Source organism: Intrasporangium sp. (assembly GCF_051961875.1).
Classification (GTDB): Bacteria; Actinomycetota; Actinomycetes; order Actinomycetales; family Dermatophilaceae; genus Intrasporangium_A.
This window is the reverse complement of sequence record NZ_JBQCCV010000055.1, coordinates 1-14,573: the sequence shown is the minus strand read 5'-3', so window position 1 is coordinate 14,573 and position 14,573 is coordinate 1. Positions and strand designations below refer to the sequence as shown.

Below are 14,573 nucleotides of genomic sequence, written 5' to 3'. Positions count from 1 at the left end.
TGGCGAGCGGCGTACGCGGCGGTCGGGGTCGCTCAGTGGGAGTGACGCTGGGCGAGCACTCGCAGCTCGTCCACGGCCGCTGCGGCGTCCGCGGCGCCGTAGACGGCCGAGCCGGCGACGAAGACGTCCGCGCCCGCCTCGGCGCACTGCTCGATCGTGTCGGCGCTCACGCCGCCGTCGACCTGGATCCAGATCTCGCCACCGCGGCGACGCACGGCGTCGCGCACCTCGCGGACCTTCGGCAGCTGGTCGGCCATGAACGACTGCCCGCCGAAGCCGGGCTCGACGGTCATGACGAGCACCATGTCCAGGTCGGGCAGCAGCTCCTCGTACGGGGCGAACGGGGTGCGGGGCTTGAGCGCCATCGCCGACCTCGCCCCGGCCGAGCGAAGCGTGCGGGCGAGGGTCCGGGGGTCCCGGGCCGCCTCGACATGGAAGGTGACCGACTGGCATCCCGCCTCGGCGTACATCGGCGCCCACCGGTCCGGGTCCTCGATCATGAGGTGCGCGTCGACCGGGACCGGGCTGACCTTGAGCAGGGCCTCGACGACGGGCAGGCCGAGCGTGAGGTTGGGCACGAAGTGGTTGTCCATGACGTCGACGTGGGCCCAGTCCGCGTTGCTGATCCGGCGCAGCTCCGCCTCGAGGTTGGCGAAGTCGGCGGACAGGATGCTCGGGGAGATCAGCACGGTGCCCACCCTAGAGCTTGCGGATCAGTGCGAAGAACATCGCGTCGGTGCCGTGCAGGTGCGGCCAGAGCTGGACGAACGGGCCGGCGCCGAGCCGTGGCAGGGGCGCTCCCCCGGCGTCGGTGAAGAGCGGCCGGGTGTCGAGCAGCTCGGAGTCGTCGCGCTTCTTGAGGACGTCCCGGACGACGAACCGTGTCTCGTTGAGGTGGGGTGAGCACGTGGCGTAGCCGACGAGCCCGCCGCTCGCGGTCGCCTCGATCGCCGAGGCGAGCAGCTCGCGCTGGAGGCCGGCGAGGGCGGCGACGTCGGTCGGTTGGCGCCGCCAGCGCGCCTCCGGCCGCCGGCGCAGGGCGCCGAGGCCGGTGCACGGCGCGTCGACGAGGACGCGACTGAAGGTGCCCGGGTCGGCCTCACCGTAGTCCCGGCCGTCGCCCTGGCGGACCTCGATCGTCGTGCCGACCTCAGCGGCGCGGGCCCGCGCCGCACTGAGCGTCTGGCGCACGAGCTCGGCGCGGTGGGCGTTGACCTCGTTGGCGACGAAGGGGATGCCGCGTTCGATCGCCATCGCGGCGAGGAGGCCGGCCTTGCCGCCGGGCCCGGCACAGAGGTCGAGCCAGCGCTCGCGCTCCGCGGCGGCACCGGTCACGTCGGCCCGGGCGAGCGCGAGGGCGAGCAGCTGGGAGCCCTCGTCCTGGACGGCCGCCCGGCCCTCCCGGATCGCCGGAATGGCGCCGGGGTCCCCCTCGGGCAGCACCGCGCCCTGGGGACTGGTCGCCGAGGGCTCCGCTCCGGCGTCCACGAGCTCGGCCACGGTCGCGAGGCCGGGCCGGGCCACGAGGGACACCCTGGCGGGGTCGTTGTCGGTGTCGAGGAGGCGGCCCAGCTCGTCGTCGGCGGTCTCGGCGGTGGCGGTGCCATGGCCGATGAGGGCCGCGCGGAGGGCGCCCACCACCCAGATCGGATGGGAGGTGCGGATCGCGAGTGCCTCGCGTGGTTCGCGGCCGGCGGTCACCGCCTCGACCCACTCGTCGAGGCTCCGCTCGCTGACGCGGCGCATCACGGCGTTGACGAAGCCCGCCGCCCCGATGCCGTTCACCTGACGCGCGAGCGCGACGGTCTCGTCGACGGCCGCGTGCGTCGGCACCCGCATGCCGAGGATCTGGTGGATGCCGAGCCGCATGGTGTCGAGGACCCGCGGGTCGATGCGGTCGACGGAGCGGTCCGCCGCGACAGCGGCGATGGCGTCGTAGAGCCCGTGCATCCGCGTCGCCCCGTAGACGAGCTCGGTGGCGAAGCCTGCGTCCCGGCCTCTCAGCCGCCTTTCGCGCAGCAGCTTCGGCAGGGCGAGGTTGGCGTAGGCGCCCTCCGCGATGTCACGCATCGCCGTGTAGGCGGTGAGCCGGGCAGGGTCCGTGCGGCGCGCACGTTCCGATGGGCGCTGGCTCGAACGGTGCTGGGCGGACTGCTCCCGCGCCGGCGGCCGCTGCCGCCCACGGCGCTCGCCGCCGGCCCCCGGACCTCCGCGGTTCGCGTCCCTGCCGCCGCGGCCAGCGTCCCTGCCGCCGCCGCGGCCCGCGTCCCTACCGCCGCCGCTGCCGCGGTCCCGGCCGCGGTCGTCACCGGCGCCACCTCGACGGTCGCTCATGCCCCGAGCCTCTCTCCCGGCTCGATCCTGGTGCCGCGGGCCCAGTCGGCCGCCGGCATCGGCCGCTTGCCCCGCGCCTGCACGGTGCCGAGGCGGACGGCGTCGGTCGCGGTCCCGACGAATACGGCTCGCTTGGTGACGAGCAGCGCGCCGGGGGCGAGCGGGCCGTCCGCCGGGACCTCTGCCGACGGGGCGAGACCGACCGGCCCGAGCCGGAGGCGTTCCCCTCCGAGGGTCGTCCACGCGCCCGGTGCCGGCGTACAGCCACGGATGTGCCGGTCGATCACGAAGGCCGGGCGGTCCCACCGGACGCGGGCGTCCTCGACCTCGATCTTCGGGGCCAGCGAGACGCCTTCTGCCGGCTGCGGCTTCGGCACCAGGCCCCCTGACTCGATGCCGTCGATCGTCGCGACGAGCAGCCCGGCGCCACCCCTCGCGAGGCGCTCGAGGAGGTCACCTGCCGTGTCCTCGGGCCGGATCGGCTCGGTCATGATGCCGTAGACGGGGCCGGTGTCCATGCCACGCTCGAGCCGGAACGTCGTCGCCCCGATCATCTCGTCCCCGGACATGATCGCGTGCTGCACGGGAGCCGCGCCCCGCCAGGCGGGCAGGATCGAGAAGTGCAGGTTCACCCAGCCGTGCAGGGGGATGTCGAGCCCCGCCTGGGTGATGAGGTTGCCGTAGGCGACCACGGCGCAGAGGTCGGGCGCGAGACGGGTCAGCTCGTCGAGGAAGTCCGCGTCCTTCGCCGAGGGCGGGGTGAGGACCGGGATGCCGAGCTCGTCGGCGCGGCGACGCACGGGCGAGGGCTCGAGGTGGCGACCGCGGCCGGCCGGGGCGTCCGGCCTCGTCACGACCGCGACGACCTCGTGGGACGACGCCACGATGGCGTCGAGACTCGGGATGGCGACGTCCGGCGTGCCGGCGAAGACGACTCTCATGTCACATCCCCAGGCCGAAGGTCGAGTGCGGGCTGATCTTCACCGTGGGCGCGGGAGCGCCCGCCCACTCTGCCTCGCGGATCTCGCGCATCGCGAGCTTGCGGGACTCCCGGTCGAGCCGGTCGATGAAGAGGACTCCGTCGAGGTGGTCGGTCTCGTGCTGCACGCACCGGGCGAGCAGCTCCGAGCCCTCGAGGAAGACCGGCTCGCCCCACATGTTCTGCCCGCGGGCGACGACGCTGAGGGCCCGCTTCGTGTCGTACTGCAGCCCGGGGAAGCTGAGGCAGCCCTCCGGGCCGTCCTGCTCCTCGGTGGACAGGTCGAGGACGGGGTTGACGAGGTGTCCGAGGATGCCGTCCACCCAGTAGGTGAAGACGCGCACGGAGACGCCGATCTGCGGCGCGGCGAGTCCCGCACCGGGCGCGTCCAGCATCGTGTCCTGCAGGTCCCTGACGAGGGTGTGCAGCTCCTTGTCGAAGTCGACGACCTCGGCGGCGGGGGTGCGCAGCACGGGGTCGCCGAAGAGGCGGATGTCCTTGATCGACACGCAGGCAGTCCTTGTCGGTCGGCGGCAGTGCGGGACGGGCCGCGCGGCGGCGGCCCGGCGCCAGTCTAGAGCGCGGCCGCCGGGCTCCCCTCGGGCTCGTCGACCCGGTGGCGCAGGTTCCGGACGGACGGGGACGCAAGGGCGAGCAGGGACACTGCGGCATACACGACCGCGCTGGAGACGAGGAGCGTCTCGTGGTCGACGAGGGTGGCGAGCCAGCCGTAGAGGAAGGTCCCGACCGGGATCGCGACGAACGAGCCGAGCGCGTCGTAGCTCGAGACCCGGGAGAGGACGGCGACGGGGACGTGCTCGTGGAGCGCGGTGCTCCAGCCGACGCTGAAGATCTCGACGGCGGCGCCGCCGATGACGAACGCGATCGCGAGCGGGACGATCGCGGGGGCGATGCCGAGCATGGCGAGCGGGACGGCGATGACGGCGGTCGCGATCATGCCGGCGCGCAGCGGGTGCCTGAAGCGCAGCCGCATCATCGCGACGGTCATGAGGACGGTGCCTGCGGCCTCGGCGGACAGGACCCCGCCCCAGCCGGCCTCGCCGATGGCGGGCGTGGTCTTCGCGACGAGCGGGCCGAGGACGCCGATGACGCCCATGTGGATCGCGTTGGTGACGCCGAAGGCGACCACGATGACCCAGAGCCACTGGCGCGAGGTGAACTCGCCCCAGCCCTCGCGCAGCTCGCGGACCATCGAGCGGCGTTGCTGGGTGCGCTCCTCCCGTGGGAGGCACACCCGGGACAGCGCGACGATGGCGATCACGTAGGCGAAGGCGTCGGCGGCCAGGGCCCAGCCGGGGCCGACCCCGACGACGAGGAGACCGGCGACGGCCGGGCCGGCGATACCGAGGCTGCTCCGGCTGAAGGACAGCATGGCGTTGGCCTGCTGCAGCCGGGCGCGGTCGACGACGAGCGGGACGATGCCCATCATCGCCGGCATCGTGAAGGCGGAGACGGCACCGTTCAGCCCCTCGATGATGGTGATCTGCAGGAGGGTCGCGTGGCCGGTGATGATGAGCGCGGCGGCAGCCGCCTGGGTGAGGCAGGTCAGCAGGTGGGCCACCTGGAGGACCGCGATCCGGGAGAACCGGTCGGAGATGACGCCGCCGACGAGGAGGAAGGCGACCATCGCGATCGTCCGGACACCGAGCACCTGGCCGAGGGCGCTCGCCGACTGGTCGATGTGGAGCACGGCGAAAGCGAGGGCGACGGGCGCCATGGCCGAACCTGCCGTGGAGACCGTGCGCGCCGTGAAGAACCACGCGAACCGGCGGTCGGACAGGGCGCCGAGGGAGGTGCGGACGCTCATCGGGTCCCCTTGTTCTCGAGGTTCATCGTGAAGGCCGCCACGGAGAGGTTCGCGCGGATCGTCCCGGCGGTGCGGGGCGGCTTGGCCCGCTCGTGGATCAGGTGGCTGGCCCGGGCCACGAGGTCGAAGACCTCCTGCCACACCTCCGGCTCGACCCAGAGCTCGGCGTCCGTGAAGAGCTGCCCGCTGGGGTCGGCGTGCTCGGCGTAACGGGCCGGGATGGCTGCGGCGAGGACGGACACGTAGGCCTGCCGGTCGGCCTCGGTCGTCGTTCCCGACTCGTCGCGGAACAGCTCCTCCCAGGGGTGGCGGTACTTCTTGGCCCGCCCTCCCCGCACCTGCTCCTCGCCGGCGATGACGAGCAGCCCGGCATCGAGCAGGAAGCGCAGGTGGTACGAGGCGTTGGCCTGGGTGATCCCCAGCTCACGGGCCACCTCGGCCGCGCTCAGCTCGGCACCGGTGAGCAAGGACAGCATCTGCAGGCGCAGCGGGTGCGCGGTCGCCCGCAGCACGTTGCGCCGCCGATCATCCCCCAAAGACATGTTTGACAGTATTTCGTTCAGCACCCAAGACCGTCTAGCGCTTCTTTGGCGGTCGGCTGTCCGGCCTGGTCGAGCGGGCATTCCGTCCCGGCCGTCGGGCCGCGGACGGCGCGGTCGTAATGGGGTCTAGAACCCGTCGGTCGGGTCGACTCGGACGGTGACTACCTCGGGCTCCTTGCGGGCCGAGCGGAACGCCTTGAGCGCCTGCAGTGCTCTCGTCAGCTCCGGGGTGGACTCGACCGGCACCCGCACGAGCGCGTGCCAGCCCTGGTCCGCTCCGGCGCTCCCCCGCATGCCGAGATCGGGCACGGGCATCGGCCCGAGCACCTGCGCCGCACCGGGCAGCTCGACCTGTCGCAGCGCCTCCTCGACCGCTCGTCGCGAGCCACTGAGCTGGGCCATCCGGACGCTGGGCGGCAGCCCGAGCCCGCGGCGGTCGGCGAGCTCGCGCTCGGCCAGCCAGCCGGGGTCCCAGCGCACGAGCGCCTCGACGGCCGGCAGCGTCATCCCGTCGGGGACCCCACAGAGGACGACGGTGCGGCCGGGCCGGGCGAGCGCCGCCGCCGCGGCCCACCGGCGCAGGGACTCGGTGGAGGCGTCGAGCACGGGCAGGTCGAGGCTCGCCCAGGCGTCGAGCAGGAGGACGGCCGAGTAGCCCTTCGGGGCAAGGGGTTCCGCCCCGGGGGTCGCGATGACGATCGCCGGCTCGTCCTCGACGGTCGCGTGAACCTCGCCGGAGCCGGAGGTGATGACTGGAGCGCCGGGGAACGCACGTCCGATCTCCTCGGCGGTCCGCCGAGCGCCCGTGATGGAGGAACGGAGCCGGCGCGAGCCGCACTCACGACACTCGAAGCCGGCGTCCCTGCCGCCGTCACCGAGCGCCGCGCCGCACCAGCGACAGGCCGGGGGCGACCCAGGGCCGCCGACCGCCACCGGCCCATGACACCGGGCGCAGCGCACCGGGGTGCGGCACTCGGCGCAGCTGAGCGAGGGCAGGTAGCCGCGGCGTGGGACCTGGACGAGCACCGGGCCGTCGTGCAAGGCGTCCTTCGCGACGCGCCATGCGCGGGACGGCAGGTGGGCGCGCGCGGCGGGGCCGTCGCGCTCCTCATCGGCGCCCTCCCCCGCGACCGTGACCCTCGGGGCGACCGCGCGAAGGAGCGTGGGCTCGGCCTCCACGGCGAGCAGCCGGCCGCGCTCGACGCCCTCCTGCACGTGCAGGCTGCGGACGTAGCCACCGGCGAGGACTGCCGCCCCCGACTGGGCTGCCCGGATCTGGAGAACCGTGCCGCTGTGGGGGTAGGGCGACCGCGGCTCGTCGAGCAGGTCGTCGCCGTCGTCCCACCACGCGACGAGGCCGAGGTTGCGCACGGGCGCGAAGGCGGCCGCCCGGGTGCCGATCGCGACGTCGACGTGGCCGCGGAGCACCTTGAGCCATGCCGTGTACCTCGCCTGCGGCCCCTGGTCCGCCGTCAGCCGCACGTGCCGGCCCCGGCCGAGCACGTCGGTCAGCGCCGCATCGAGCCGGTCGACGTCGCGATGGTCGGGCACGACGAGGACCGCCCCCCGGCCGCCGCGGAGGGCCGCGGCCGCAGCGTCGGCGAAGGCTCTGGGCCAGTCGTCACCGGGCGTCCGCGCCGGCAGGGCGGACCAGGCCGCGGCCGGTCCCTCTCCCGCGGCGACCCGGCGCAGCCATGCCCCACCGGCGGGGTAGGCCGCCCAGGGCCCGCGGTCCTCGTCACCGTCGGACGAGCCGTCCTCGGGAGCTTCCGGGGCCGGCGCCTCGAGCGGCAGGTTGCGCTCGGCGGTGGCGTGCCGCTTGGGGACGGCGAGGCGCAGGACGTCGCTGAGGCTGCCGGCGTAGCGGTCGGCGACCGCCCGGCACAGGGCCAGCAGCGGAGGGGTCAGCACCGGCTCCGGGCTCACGACGCGGCGCAGCGGTGACAGCCGGCCGCCGTGCTCCGCCTCGGCACGGCGCTCCACGACGAAGCCGTCGAGCTCGCGCCCGGCGAAGTGCACCCGCACCCGGGCCCCCGGCGCGGCCGCCTCGAGCAGCTCCTCGGGGACGGCGTACTCGAAGACGCGGTCGAGGTGGGCGAGCGGCGTGTCGACGACCACCGCGGCCACGGGCAGGGGCAGGGCGCTCTCGTCGCCCGCCGCTCCCGCCTGATCGCTCACGCGAGGCAATCTAGCCCCGCGGGCGGACACCACCGCAACGGCCGTCGGGCAGGAACTGCTCACGTCGCATGCCAGGTCGCAACTGGTGCTGCCAGAGCGACACCGCGTGCGACACGCCCCGCCACCTGACCCGCCACCTGGCTCGGCGACGGGGCAAGTGAGGCGTCAGGCTTGGGCGACGGCGGCGCGCAGGGCCTCGATCCGGTCGGTGCGCTCCCAGGGGAAGGCGTTCTCCACGCCGTCGGCCTTCGTGCGCCCGAAGTGGCCGTAGGCCGCGGTCGGCCGGTAGATCGGCCGGAGCAGGTCGAGGGCGTCGACGATCGCGCGCGGCCGCAGGTCGAAGACCGTGCCGATGGCCTGCTGGATCTTGTCGACCGGGACGGTCTCGGTGCCGAAGGTCTCGACGTAGAGCCCGACCGGCTGTGCCTTGCCGATGGCGTAGGCGACCTGCACCTCGCAGCGACGCGCGAGGCCGGCGGCGACGACGTTCTTGGCGACCCACCGCATCGCGTAGGCACCGGAGCGGTCCACCTTGCTCGGGTCCTTGCCCGAGAAGGCGCCACCCCCGTGGCGGGCCATGCCGCCGTAGGTGTCGACGATGATCTTGCGGCCGGTCAGCCCGGCGTCACCCATCGGGCCGCCGATCTCGAACCGGCCCGTCGGGTTGATGAGCGCACGGTAGGAGGACACGTCGAGGTCGGTGCCCTCGTCGCGCAGCTCGGCGAGGACCGGGTCGATGACGAAGGCCTTGATGTCGGGCTCCAGCATCCCCTCGAGCGAGACGTCGGGGGCGTGCTGGGTCGACAGGACGATGGTGTCGAGGCTCAGGGCGCGGTCGCCGTCGTAGGCGATGGTGACCTGCGTCTTGCCGTCCGGGCGGAGATAGGGCAGCTGCTCGTTCTTGCGCACCTGGGTGAGGCGCTCCGAGAGCCGGTGCGCGAGGTGGATCGGCAGCGGCATGAGCTCCGCGGTGTCGTCGCAGGCGTAGCCGAACATGAGGCCCTGGTCGCCCGCGCCCTGCTTGTCCAGGGGGTCGACACCCCCGTGCCGGGTCTCGTGCGCCGTGTCGACGCCCTGGGCGATGTCGGGCGACTGCGCCCCGATCGAGATCGACACGCCACAGGTGCGCCCGTCGAAGCCCTTCTCGGACCCGTCGTAGCCGACCTCGAGGATCGTGTCGCGCACGATCTTCGGGATCTCGACGTAGCCGGTCGTCGAGACCTCGCCGGCGACGTGGACCAGCCCGGTCGTCACCATCGTCTCGACCGCGACGCGCGCCTGCGGGTCCTCGGCGAGCATGGCATCGAGGATGGAGTCACTGATCTGGTCGCAGATCTTGTCCGGGTGTCCCTCGGTGACGGACTCGGACGTAAACAGGCGTGCGGACACAGGGTCTCCTCGATTCCGGCGGTCGCTACCGGGCGAGTTTATACGTCAGCCCAGCAGCTCCTCGATCACGTCCAGCACGGCGGCGGCCACGACGTCCTTGCCAGCGGGGCCGACCGTGACGACCTCTGCCGTGTCGCGCCGCAGCAGGTGGACGGTGTTGTCGTCGCGGCCGAAGGCGAGGCCGCGCCCGACCTCGTTGACCACCTGGAGGTCGCTGCCCTTCTTCGCGAACTTGACCCGGGCGTGGTCCATGACCGTCCCGCTCTCGTCGCCGGTCTCGGCGGCGAAGCTGACGATGACCGGCCGACGCGAGCCGTCGCGCGAGGCGACCAGGCCCCGCACGATGTCGGGGTTCTCGACGAGCTCGAGCCGCAGCGCCGCATCGGGGTCGCTGCCCTTCTTGATCTTGCTCTCGCTGACGCTCGCCGGGCGGAAGTCCGCCGGCGCGGCAGCCATCACGACGGCATCCGCCTCGCGGGCGGCGGCCTCGACCGCGTCCTTCAGCTCGAGGGTGGTCTCGACGGGCACGACGGTGACGCCGGGTGGCGTCGGCAGGTCGACGTTCGCGGCGACGAGGACCACCCGCGCGCCGCGTCGAGCCGCGTCCTCGGCGATGGCGAGCCCCTGCTTGCCCGAGGACCGGTTGCCGAGGAACCGGACCGGGTCGAGCGGTTCGCGGGTGCCCCCCGCAGACACGACGACGGTACGGCCGCGCAGCCCCATGCGCTCGTATGCCGCTGAGTCGGCTGCCGACCCTGCTCCCGCCTGGACGGGGCCGGGTTCGTCAGCGGACTGCGCGGACCCGTCGCGCGACCCGGCCGCCTCGGCAGCGGGCGCGGCGACGGTGGCGAGGGCTGCGGCATACACCTCCTCGGGCTCGGGGAAGCGCCCCTTGCCCGAGTCTGCTCCGGTGAGCCGGCCCTCGGCCGGCTCGATGACGTGTGCGCCGCGGCGGCGGAGCGTCTCGACGTTCGCCTGGGTCGCCGGGTGCTCCCACATCTCCGTGTGCATGGCCGGGGCGAAGACGACCGGGCAGCGGGCGGTGAGGAGGGTGTTGGTCAGCAGGTCGTCGGCGATGCCGGCGGCGGCCTTGGCCATGATGTCGGCGGTCGCGGGGGCGACGACGACGAGGTCCGCGCTCTGGCCGATCCGCACGTGCGGGACCTCGTGGACGTCCGTCCACACCTCGGTGCTCACCGGCTTGCCCGAGAGGGCCGCCCACGTGGGTGCCCCGACGAAGCGGAGCGCCGCCGCGGTGGGCACGACCGTGACGTCGTGCCCGCCCTCGGTGAACCGGCGCACGAGCGAGCAGGCCTTGTAGGCGGCGATGCCGCCGCTCACGCCGACGACGACGCGCATCGCGTCGGTCAGGCCTCGGTCGGCGTCGAGGTGAGCAGGCCCTCGTTGATCTCGCGCAGGGCGATGGAGAGCGGCTTCTCGTGGACCTCGGCCTCGACGAGCGGGCCGACGTAGTCGAGCAGGCCCTCCTGCAGCTGGGAGTAGTAGGCGTTGATCTGGCGCGCCCGCTTGGCGGCGTAGATGACGAGGGCGTACTTCGAGTCGGCGGCCGTCAGCAGGTCGTCGATCGGCGGGTTGGTGATGCCGATGGGGTCAGCCTTGGTTCCGGACACGGGGCGTCTCGTTTCGTTCGGGGTCGGGTGTGCGTCAGGCAGCCCCCGACCGCGAGGATCGCAGGCACGCCGAAGCGGGACTCACCGGTTGGTGCGTCCCGATCTCATCAATGATACGAGTTCTTCGCTCGCGCGCCGAACGTCGTCGTTGACGATGACCGCGTCGAACTCCGGTTTGGCGGCCAGCTCGCGCCGCGCCGTCTCGAGGCGACGCTCCCGTTCGCCCTCGTCCTCGGTGCCGCGACCGACGAGCCGGCGCACTAGCTCGTCCCAGCTCGGGGGCTCGAGGAAGACGAAGAACGCCTCCGGCATCGTGGCCCGGACCTGGCGGGCACCCTGCAGGTCGATCTCGAGGAGCGCGTCCCGGCCCTCGGCGAGGGCCCGCTCGACGGGCCCGCGCGGGGTGCCGTACTGCGCGAGGCCGTGGACCACGGCGTGCTCGAGGAACTGCCCCGCCTCCACGAGCCGGTCGAACTCGCCGTCGTCGACGAAGTGGTACTGGACCCCATCGACCTCGTCGGGCCGCGGCTTGCGGGTCGTCATCGAGACGGAGAAGAAGACGTCCGGGAAGTGCGTGCGGACGTAGGCCGCGATCGTGCCCTTGCCGACGGCGGTGGGGCCGGCGAGGACGACGAGGCGGCCGCGCGCGCTGGTCAGGCCCCCTGTCGCGCCTCGTCCCTGCGCCCCGGGCATTCCTCGATCGTGCCCGGTCGGGTCCTCACTCCGGTCGGCGCTCATGCCCGGTCGAACCGGCGCAGGAGGGCCGCGATCTGGTTGGCACCGAGGCCGCGCACCCGCCGGGACTCGGCGATGCCGACCTCCTCCATGATCGCCTTGGCCCGCACGCGGCCGACGCCCGGCATCGACTCGAGCAGCTCGGTGACCTTCATCTTGCCGATGACGGGGTCGGTCCTGCCGTCCTCGAGGACCTCCGCGAGTGAGCCGCTGGAGTACTTCAGCTTGTTCTTCACGGCCGCGCGCTCCCGACGGGCGGCAGCAGCCTTCTCAAGGGCGGCTGCCCGTTGCTCGGGCGTGAGCGGGGGAAGGGCCACAGCGGTTCTCTCCTCGTGGTGGACGGACGTTGCTGCCGAACCTAGCGATTCGGTCGAGCGGGTGGCAACGCGGCCCCCGCCGGGCGCGGCGGGAACGAGGAAGTGTACGGCCTTGGCGGGGCTCAGGGACGCAGGCCGTCGGCGACCCGGCGAGCCGCGTCGGCGAGCTTCGCCACGTCCGGGCCGGTGCAGAGCACCTCCCGGCTCGAGGACGCGAGGACCTGCGGACGGGCCGCGCCGAAGACGCGGTCGAGTGCGGCCACCGTGCCGCCCTGGGTCCCGAGGCCGGGCGCGAGCACGGGCGTGGCCGCCGTGACGAGGTCGAGGCCGAGCCGCTCGACGGCGTCCCCGACGGTTGCGCCGATGACGAGACCGACGCTGCCGAGCTCGCCCCTCTCGCGGGCCAGGCTGTTGTCGACCGTCGCCCCCTCGACCATGGAGGCCGCGACGCTGCGTCCGCCTGCCACCGCGTGCTGGACCGACGCCCCCTCCGGGTTGGACGTGAGTGCCAGCACGAACAGGCCCCGGCCGTGCTGCTGGGCGACGTCGATGGCGGGGCGGAGAGACTCGTAACCCAGGTAGGGGCTGACCGTGAGTGCGTCGGCCGGGGCTACCGCCTCCGCCCCGAGGTAGGCGGCCGCGTAGCCGGCCATCGTCGAGCCGATGTCGCCGCGCTTCGCGTCGAGGATCGTCAGCGTCCCCGCGTCCCGAAGCTCGCGCAGCACCCGCTCGAGGACGGCGATCCCCCGACTGCCGAAGACCTCGAAGAACGCCGACTGTGGCTTGACCACGGCCACCCGTCCCCCGAACGCCGCCACGCACGTCAGCGCGAAGCGCTCGAGGCCGGAGACGTCGTACGGCAGGCCCCAGGCCTCGACGAGCGCGCGGTGCGGGTCGATGCCGACACAGAGCGGCCCGTGCTGGTCCATGGACCGGCGCAGCCGGGTGCCGAACGGCGTGGTCACGGGCGCTCCTTCGCGTCGGGTGGTCGGATCATGGCAGTCAGCTCGCGGCACCGACGCCATAGAGGTCGAGGTTGCGGGCATGGTCCTGCAGCGAGGTGACGCGGACCGGCTCGGTCAGCTGCGCCTCGATGCCGAGCACGGCCGCGGCGAGCGTGGCGATCGTCGTGATGATCGGCTTGTCCGCGCTGGTGGCCGCGGCCCGGATGGCGTAGCCGTCCGCCCGGGCGTCCTGCCCGGAGGGCGTGTTGACGACCATCTGGACCGTGCCGTCCTCGATGAGCCCGACGATGCTCTGCTCCGTCGGGTCCCCGACGTTCGGCCGCTCGGAGAGCTTGCGCACGACGGTGGCCGGGATGCCGTTGCGGTGCAGCACCGCCGCGGTCCCGCGGGTGGCGAGGATGGTGAAGCCGAGGTCGACGAGCCGCTTGACCGGGAAGAGCATGGCCCGCTTGTCCCGGTTCGCGACCGTGACGAGGATGGCGCCGGAGGTCGGCAGCCCCCCGCCGATCCCCTGCTGCGACTTGGAGAAGGCCGAGCCGAAGTCGCGGTCGATGCCCATGACCTCGCCCGTCGAGCGCATCTCGGGGCCGAGGAGGGAGTCGACGGCCACGCCTTCCTTCGTGCGGAACCGCTTGAACGGCAGGACCGCCTCCTTGCAGGAGATCGGGGCTCCGTCGGGCATCCGGCCGCCGTCGGCGGAGGCGGGCAGCAGGCCCTCGTCGCGCAGCTGCTGGACCGTCGCGCCGAGCATGACCCGCGACGCGGCGCTCGCGAGCGGGACCCCGGTCGCCTTCGAGACGAACGGCACCGTCCGCGAGGCGCGCGGGTTGGCCTCGATGACGTAGAGGATGTCCTGCGCGACGGCGAACTGCACGTTCATCAGGCCGCGGACGCCGATCCCCTCGGCCAGCTTGCGGGTGGCGACCCGGACCTTCTCGAGCTCCGCATCCCCGAGCGTGGCCGGGGGCAGGGTGCACGCGCTGTCGCCGGAGTGGATCCCGGCCTCCTCGACGTGCTCCATGATCCCGCCGATGTAGAGGTCGGTGCCGTCGAAGATGGCATCGACGTCGATCTCGATCGCGTCGTCGAGGAACCGGTCGATGAGGATCGGGTGCTCCGGCGAGGCGAGGGCGGCCTTCTCGACGTAGGTGACGAGCGCGTCGTCGTCGTAGACGATGACCATGCCCCGCCCGCCGAGGACGTACGAGGGCCGCACGAGGACCGGGTAGCCGATCTCGCGGGCCACCTCGAGGGCCTCGTCAGGGCTGAACGCGGTGCCGTGCTTCGGGGCGACGAGGCCGGCCCGGTGGAGCACCTGGCCGAACGCGCCGCGGTCCTCGGCGAGGTTGATCGCAGCCGGGGACGTGCCGACGATCGGCACGCCCTCGTCGGCGAGGGCCTGCGCGAGACCGAGCGGGGTCTGGCCCCCCAGCTGGACGACGACGCCCGCGATGGGCCCGGCCTGCTGCTCGGCGTGGATGACCTCGAGGACGTCCTCGAGCGTGAGCGGCTCGAAGTAGAGCCGGCTGCTCGTGTCGTAGTCCGTCGAGACCGTCTCGGGGTTGCAGTTGACCATGACGGTGTCGTAGCCCTGGCTGCGGAGCGAGAACGACGCGTGGACGCAGGAGTAGTCGAACTCGACACCCTGCCCGATCCGGTTCGGGCCGGAGCCGAG

At 73.3% G+C, this 14,573-nt stretch carries 14 protein-coding genes; all 14 read right to left on the bottom strand.

Going from position 1 to position 14,573, the window contains the following annotated elements; all coding sequences use genetic code 11:
- Nucleotides 1-32: 32 nt before the first annotated feature.
- Complete coding sequence (gene rpe, locus ACTHJJ_RS03365) at nt 33-689, bottom strand: ribulose-phosphate 3-epimerase (protein ID WP_440301521.1); 657 nt, start codon at nt 687-689, stop codon at nt 33-35.
- Between the two features lie 10 nt (nt 690-699).
- Nucleotides 700-2,334, bottom strand: a complete 1,635-nt coding sequence (locus tag ACTHJJ_RS03360; protein WP_440301520.1) for an RsmB/NOP family class I SAM-dependent RNA methyltransferase — start codon at nt 2,332-2,334, stop codon at nt 700-702.
- Nucleotides 2,331-3,275, bottom strand: coding sequence for a methionyl-tRNA formyltransferase (fmt, locus tag ACTHJJ_RS03355; RefSeq protein ID WP_440301519.1), 945 nt, complete (start codon nt 3,273-3,275; stop codon nt 2,331-2,333). The genes ACTHJJ_RS03360 and fmt overlap by 4 nt, the downstream gene beginning before the upstream one ends.
- Before the next feature lies 1 nt (nt 3,276).
- Complete coding sequence (gene def / locus ACTHJJ_RS03350) at nt 3,277-3,822, bottom strand: peptide deformylase (RefSeq protein ID WP_440301518.1); 546 nt, start codon at nt 3,820-3,822, stop codon at nt 3,277-3,279.
- A 65-nt stretch (nt 3,823-3,887) separates the two neighbouring features.
- Nucleotides 3,888-5,141, bottom strand: a complete 1,254-nt coding sequence (locus ACTHJJ_RS03345; RefSeq protein WP_440301517.1) for an MFS transporter — start codon at nt 5,139-5,141, stop codon at nt 3,888-3,890.
- Complete coding sequence (locus ACTHJJ_RS03340) at nt 5,138-5,683, bottom strand: ArsR/SmtB family transcription factor (protein WP_440301516.1); 546 nt, start codon at nt 5,681-5,683, stop codon at nt 5,138-5,140. Before ACTHJJ_RS03340 ends, ACTHJJ_RS03345 begins: the two co-directional genes overlap by 4 nt.
- A 126-nt stretch (nt 5,684-5,809) precedes the next feature.
- Nucleotides 5,810-7,861 (bottom strand): primosome assembly protein PriA, encoded by a 2,052-nt coding sequence (locus ACTHJJ_RS03335; protein WP_440301515.1) that lies wholly within the window; start codon nt 7,859-7,861, stop codon nt 5,810-5,812.
- Between the two features lie 165 nt (nt 7,862-8,026).
- The gene (gene metK / locus ACTHJJ_RS03330; RefSeq protein WP_440301514.1) at nt 8,027-9,250 is read right to left on the bottom strand and encodes a methionine adenosyltransferase; all 1,224 of its coding nucleotides are present in this window, start codon (nt 9,248-9,250) and stop codon (nt 8,027-8,029) included.
- Between the two features lie 45 nt (nt 9,251-9,295).
- Entirely contained in the window at nt 9,296-10,609 is a 1,314-nt protein-coding gene (locus tag ACTHJJ_RS03325) for a bifunctional phosphopantothenoylcysteine decarboxylase/phosphopantothenate synthase (RefSeq protein ID WP_440301513.1), read from the bottom strand.
- An 8-nt stretch (nt 10,610-10,617) separates the two neighbouring features.
- Nucleotides 10,618-10,881 (bottom strand): DNA-directed RNA polymerase subunit omega, encoded by a 264-nt coding sequence (gene rpoZ / locus ACTHJJ_RS03320; RefSeq protein WP_034712866.1) that lies wholly within the window; start codon nt 10,879-10,881, stop codon nt 10,618-10,620.
- Nucleotides 10,882-10,962: 81 nt separating this feature from the next.
- Nucleotides 10,963-11,574: a guanylate kinase gene (gene gmk / locus ACTHJJ_RS03315; RefSeq protein ID WP_440301512.1), complete on the bottom strand. Its 612-nt coding sequence runs from the start codon at nt 11,572-11,574 to the stop codon at nt 10,963-10,965.
- A gap of 41 nt (nt 11,575-11,615) precedes the next feature.
- The gene (gene mihF / locus ACTHJJ_RS03310) at nt 11,616-11,933 is read right to left on the bottom strand and encodes an integration host factor, actinobacterial type (protein ID WP_440301511.1); all 318 of its coding nucleotides are present in this window, start codon (nt 11,931-11,933) and stop codon (nt 11,616-11,618) included.
- A 122-nt stretch (nt 11,934-12,055) separates the two neighbouring features.
- A complete protein-coding gene (gene pyrF / locus ACTHJJ_RS03305) occupies nt 12,056-12,898 on the bottom strand; it encodes an orotidine-5'-phosphate decarboxylase (RefSeq protein ID WP_440301510.1) in 843 nt (280 codons plus the stop codon).
- Nucleotides 12,899-12,935: 37 nt separating this feature from the next.
- Nucleotides 12,936-14,573 (bottom strand): carbamoyl-phosphate synthase large subunit (gene carB, locus ACTHJJ_RS03300; RefSeq protein WP_440301509.1); only part of this gene is annotated, 1,638 nt, incomplete at its 5' end.

Excerpts from the sequence above, each read along its gene's own strand:
- fmt (WP_440301519.1), bottom strand. The coding sequence starts at position 3,275 with ATGAGAGTCGTCTTCGCCGGCACGCCGGACGTCGCCATCCCGAGTCTC.
- gmk (WP_440301512.1), bottom strand. The coding sequence starts at position 11,574 with ATGCCCGGGGCGCAGGGACGAGGCGCGACAGGGGGCCTGACCAGCGCG.
- ACTHJJ_RS03325 (WP_440301513.1), bottom strand. The coding sequence starts at position 10,609 with ATGCGCGTCGTCGTCGGCGTGAGCGGCGGCATCGCCGCCTACAAGGCC.
- ACTHJJ_RS03340 (WP_440301516.1), bottom strand. The coding sequence starts at position 5,683 with ATGTCTTTGGGGGATGATCGGCGGCGCAACGTGCTGCGGGCGACCGCG.
- ACTHJJ_RS03360 (WP_440301520.1), bottom strand. The coding sequence starts at position 2,334 with ATGAGCGACCGTCGAGGTGGCGCCGGTGACGACCGCGGCCGGGACCGC.
- ACTHJJ_RS03345 (WP_440301517.1), bottom strand. The coding sequence starts at position 5,141 with ATGAGCGTCCGCACCTCCCTCGGCGCCCTGTCCGACCGCCGGTTCGCG.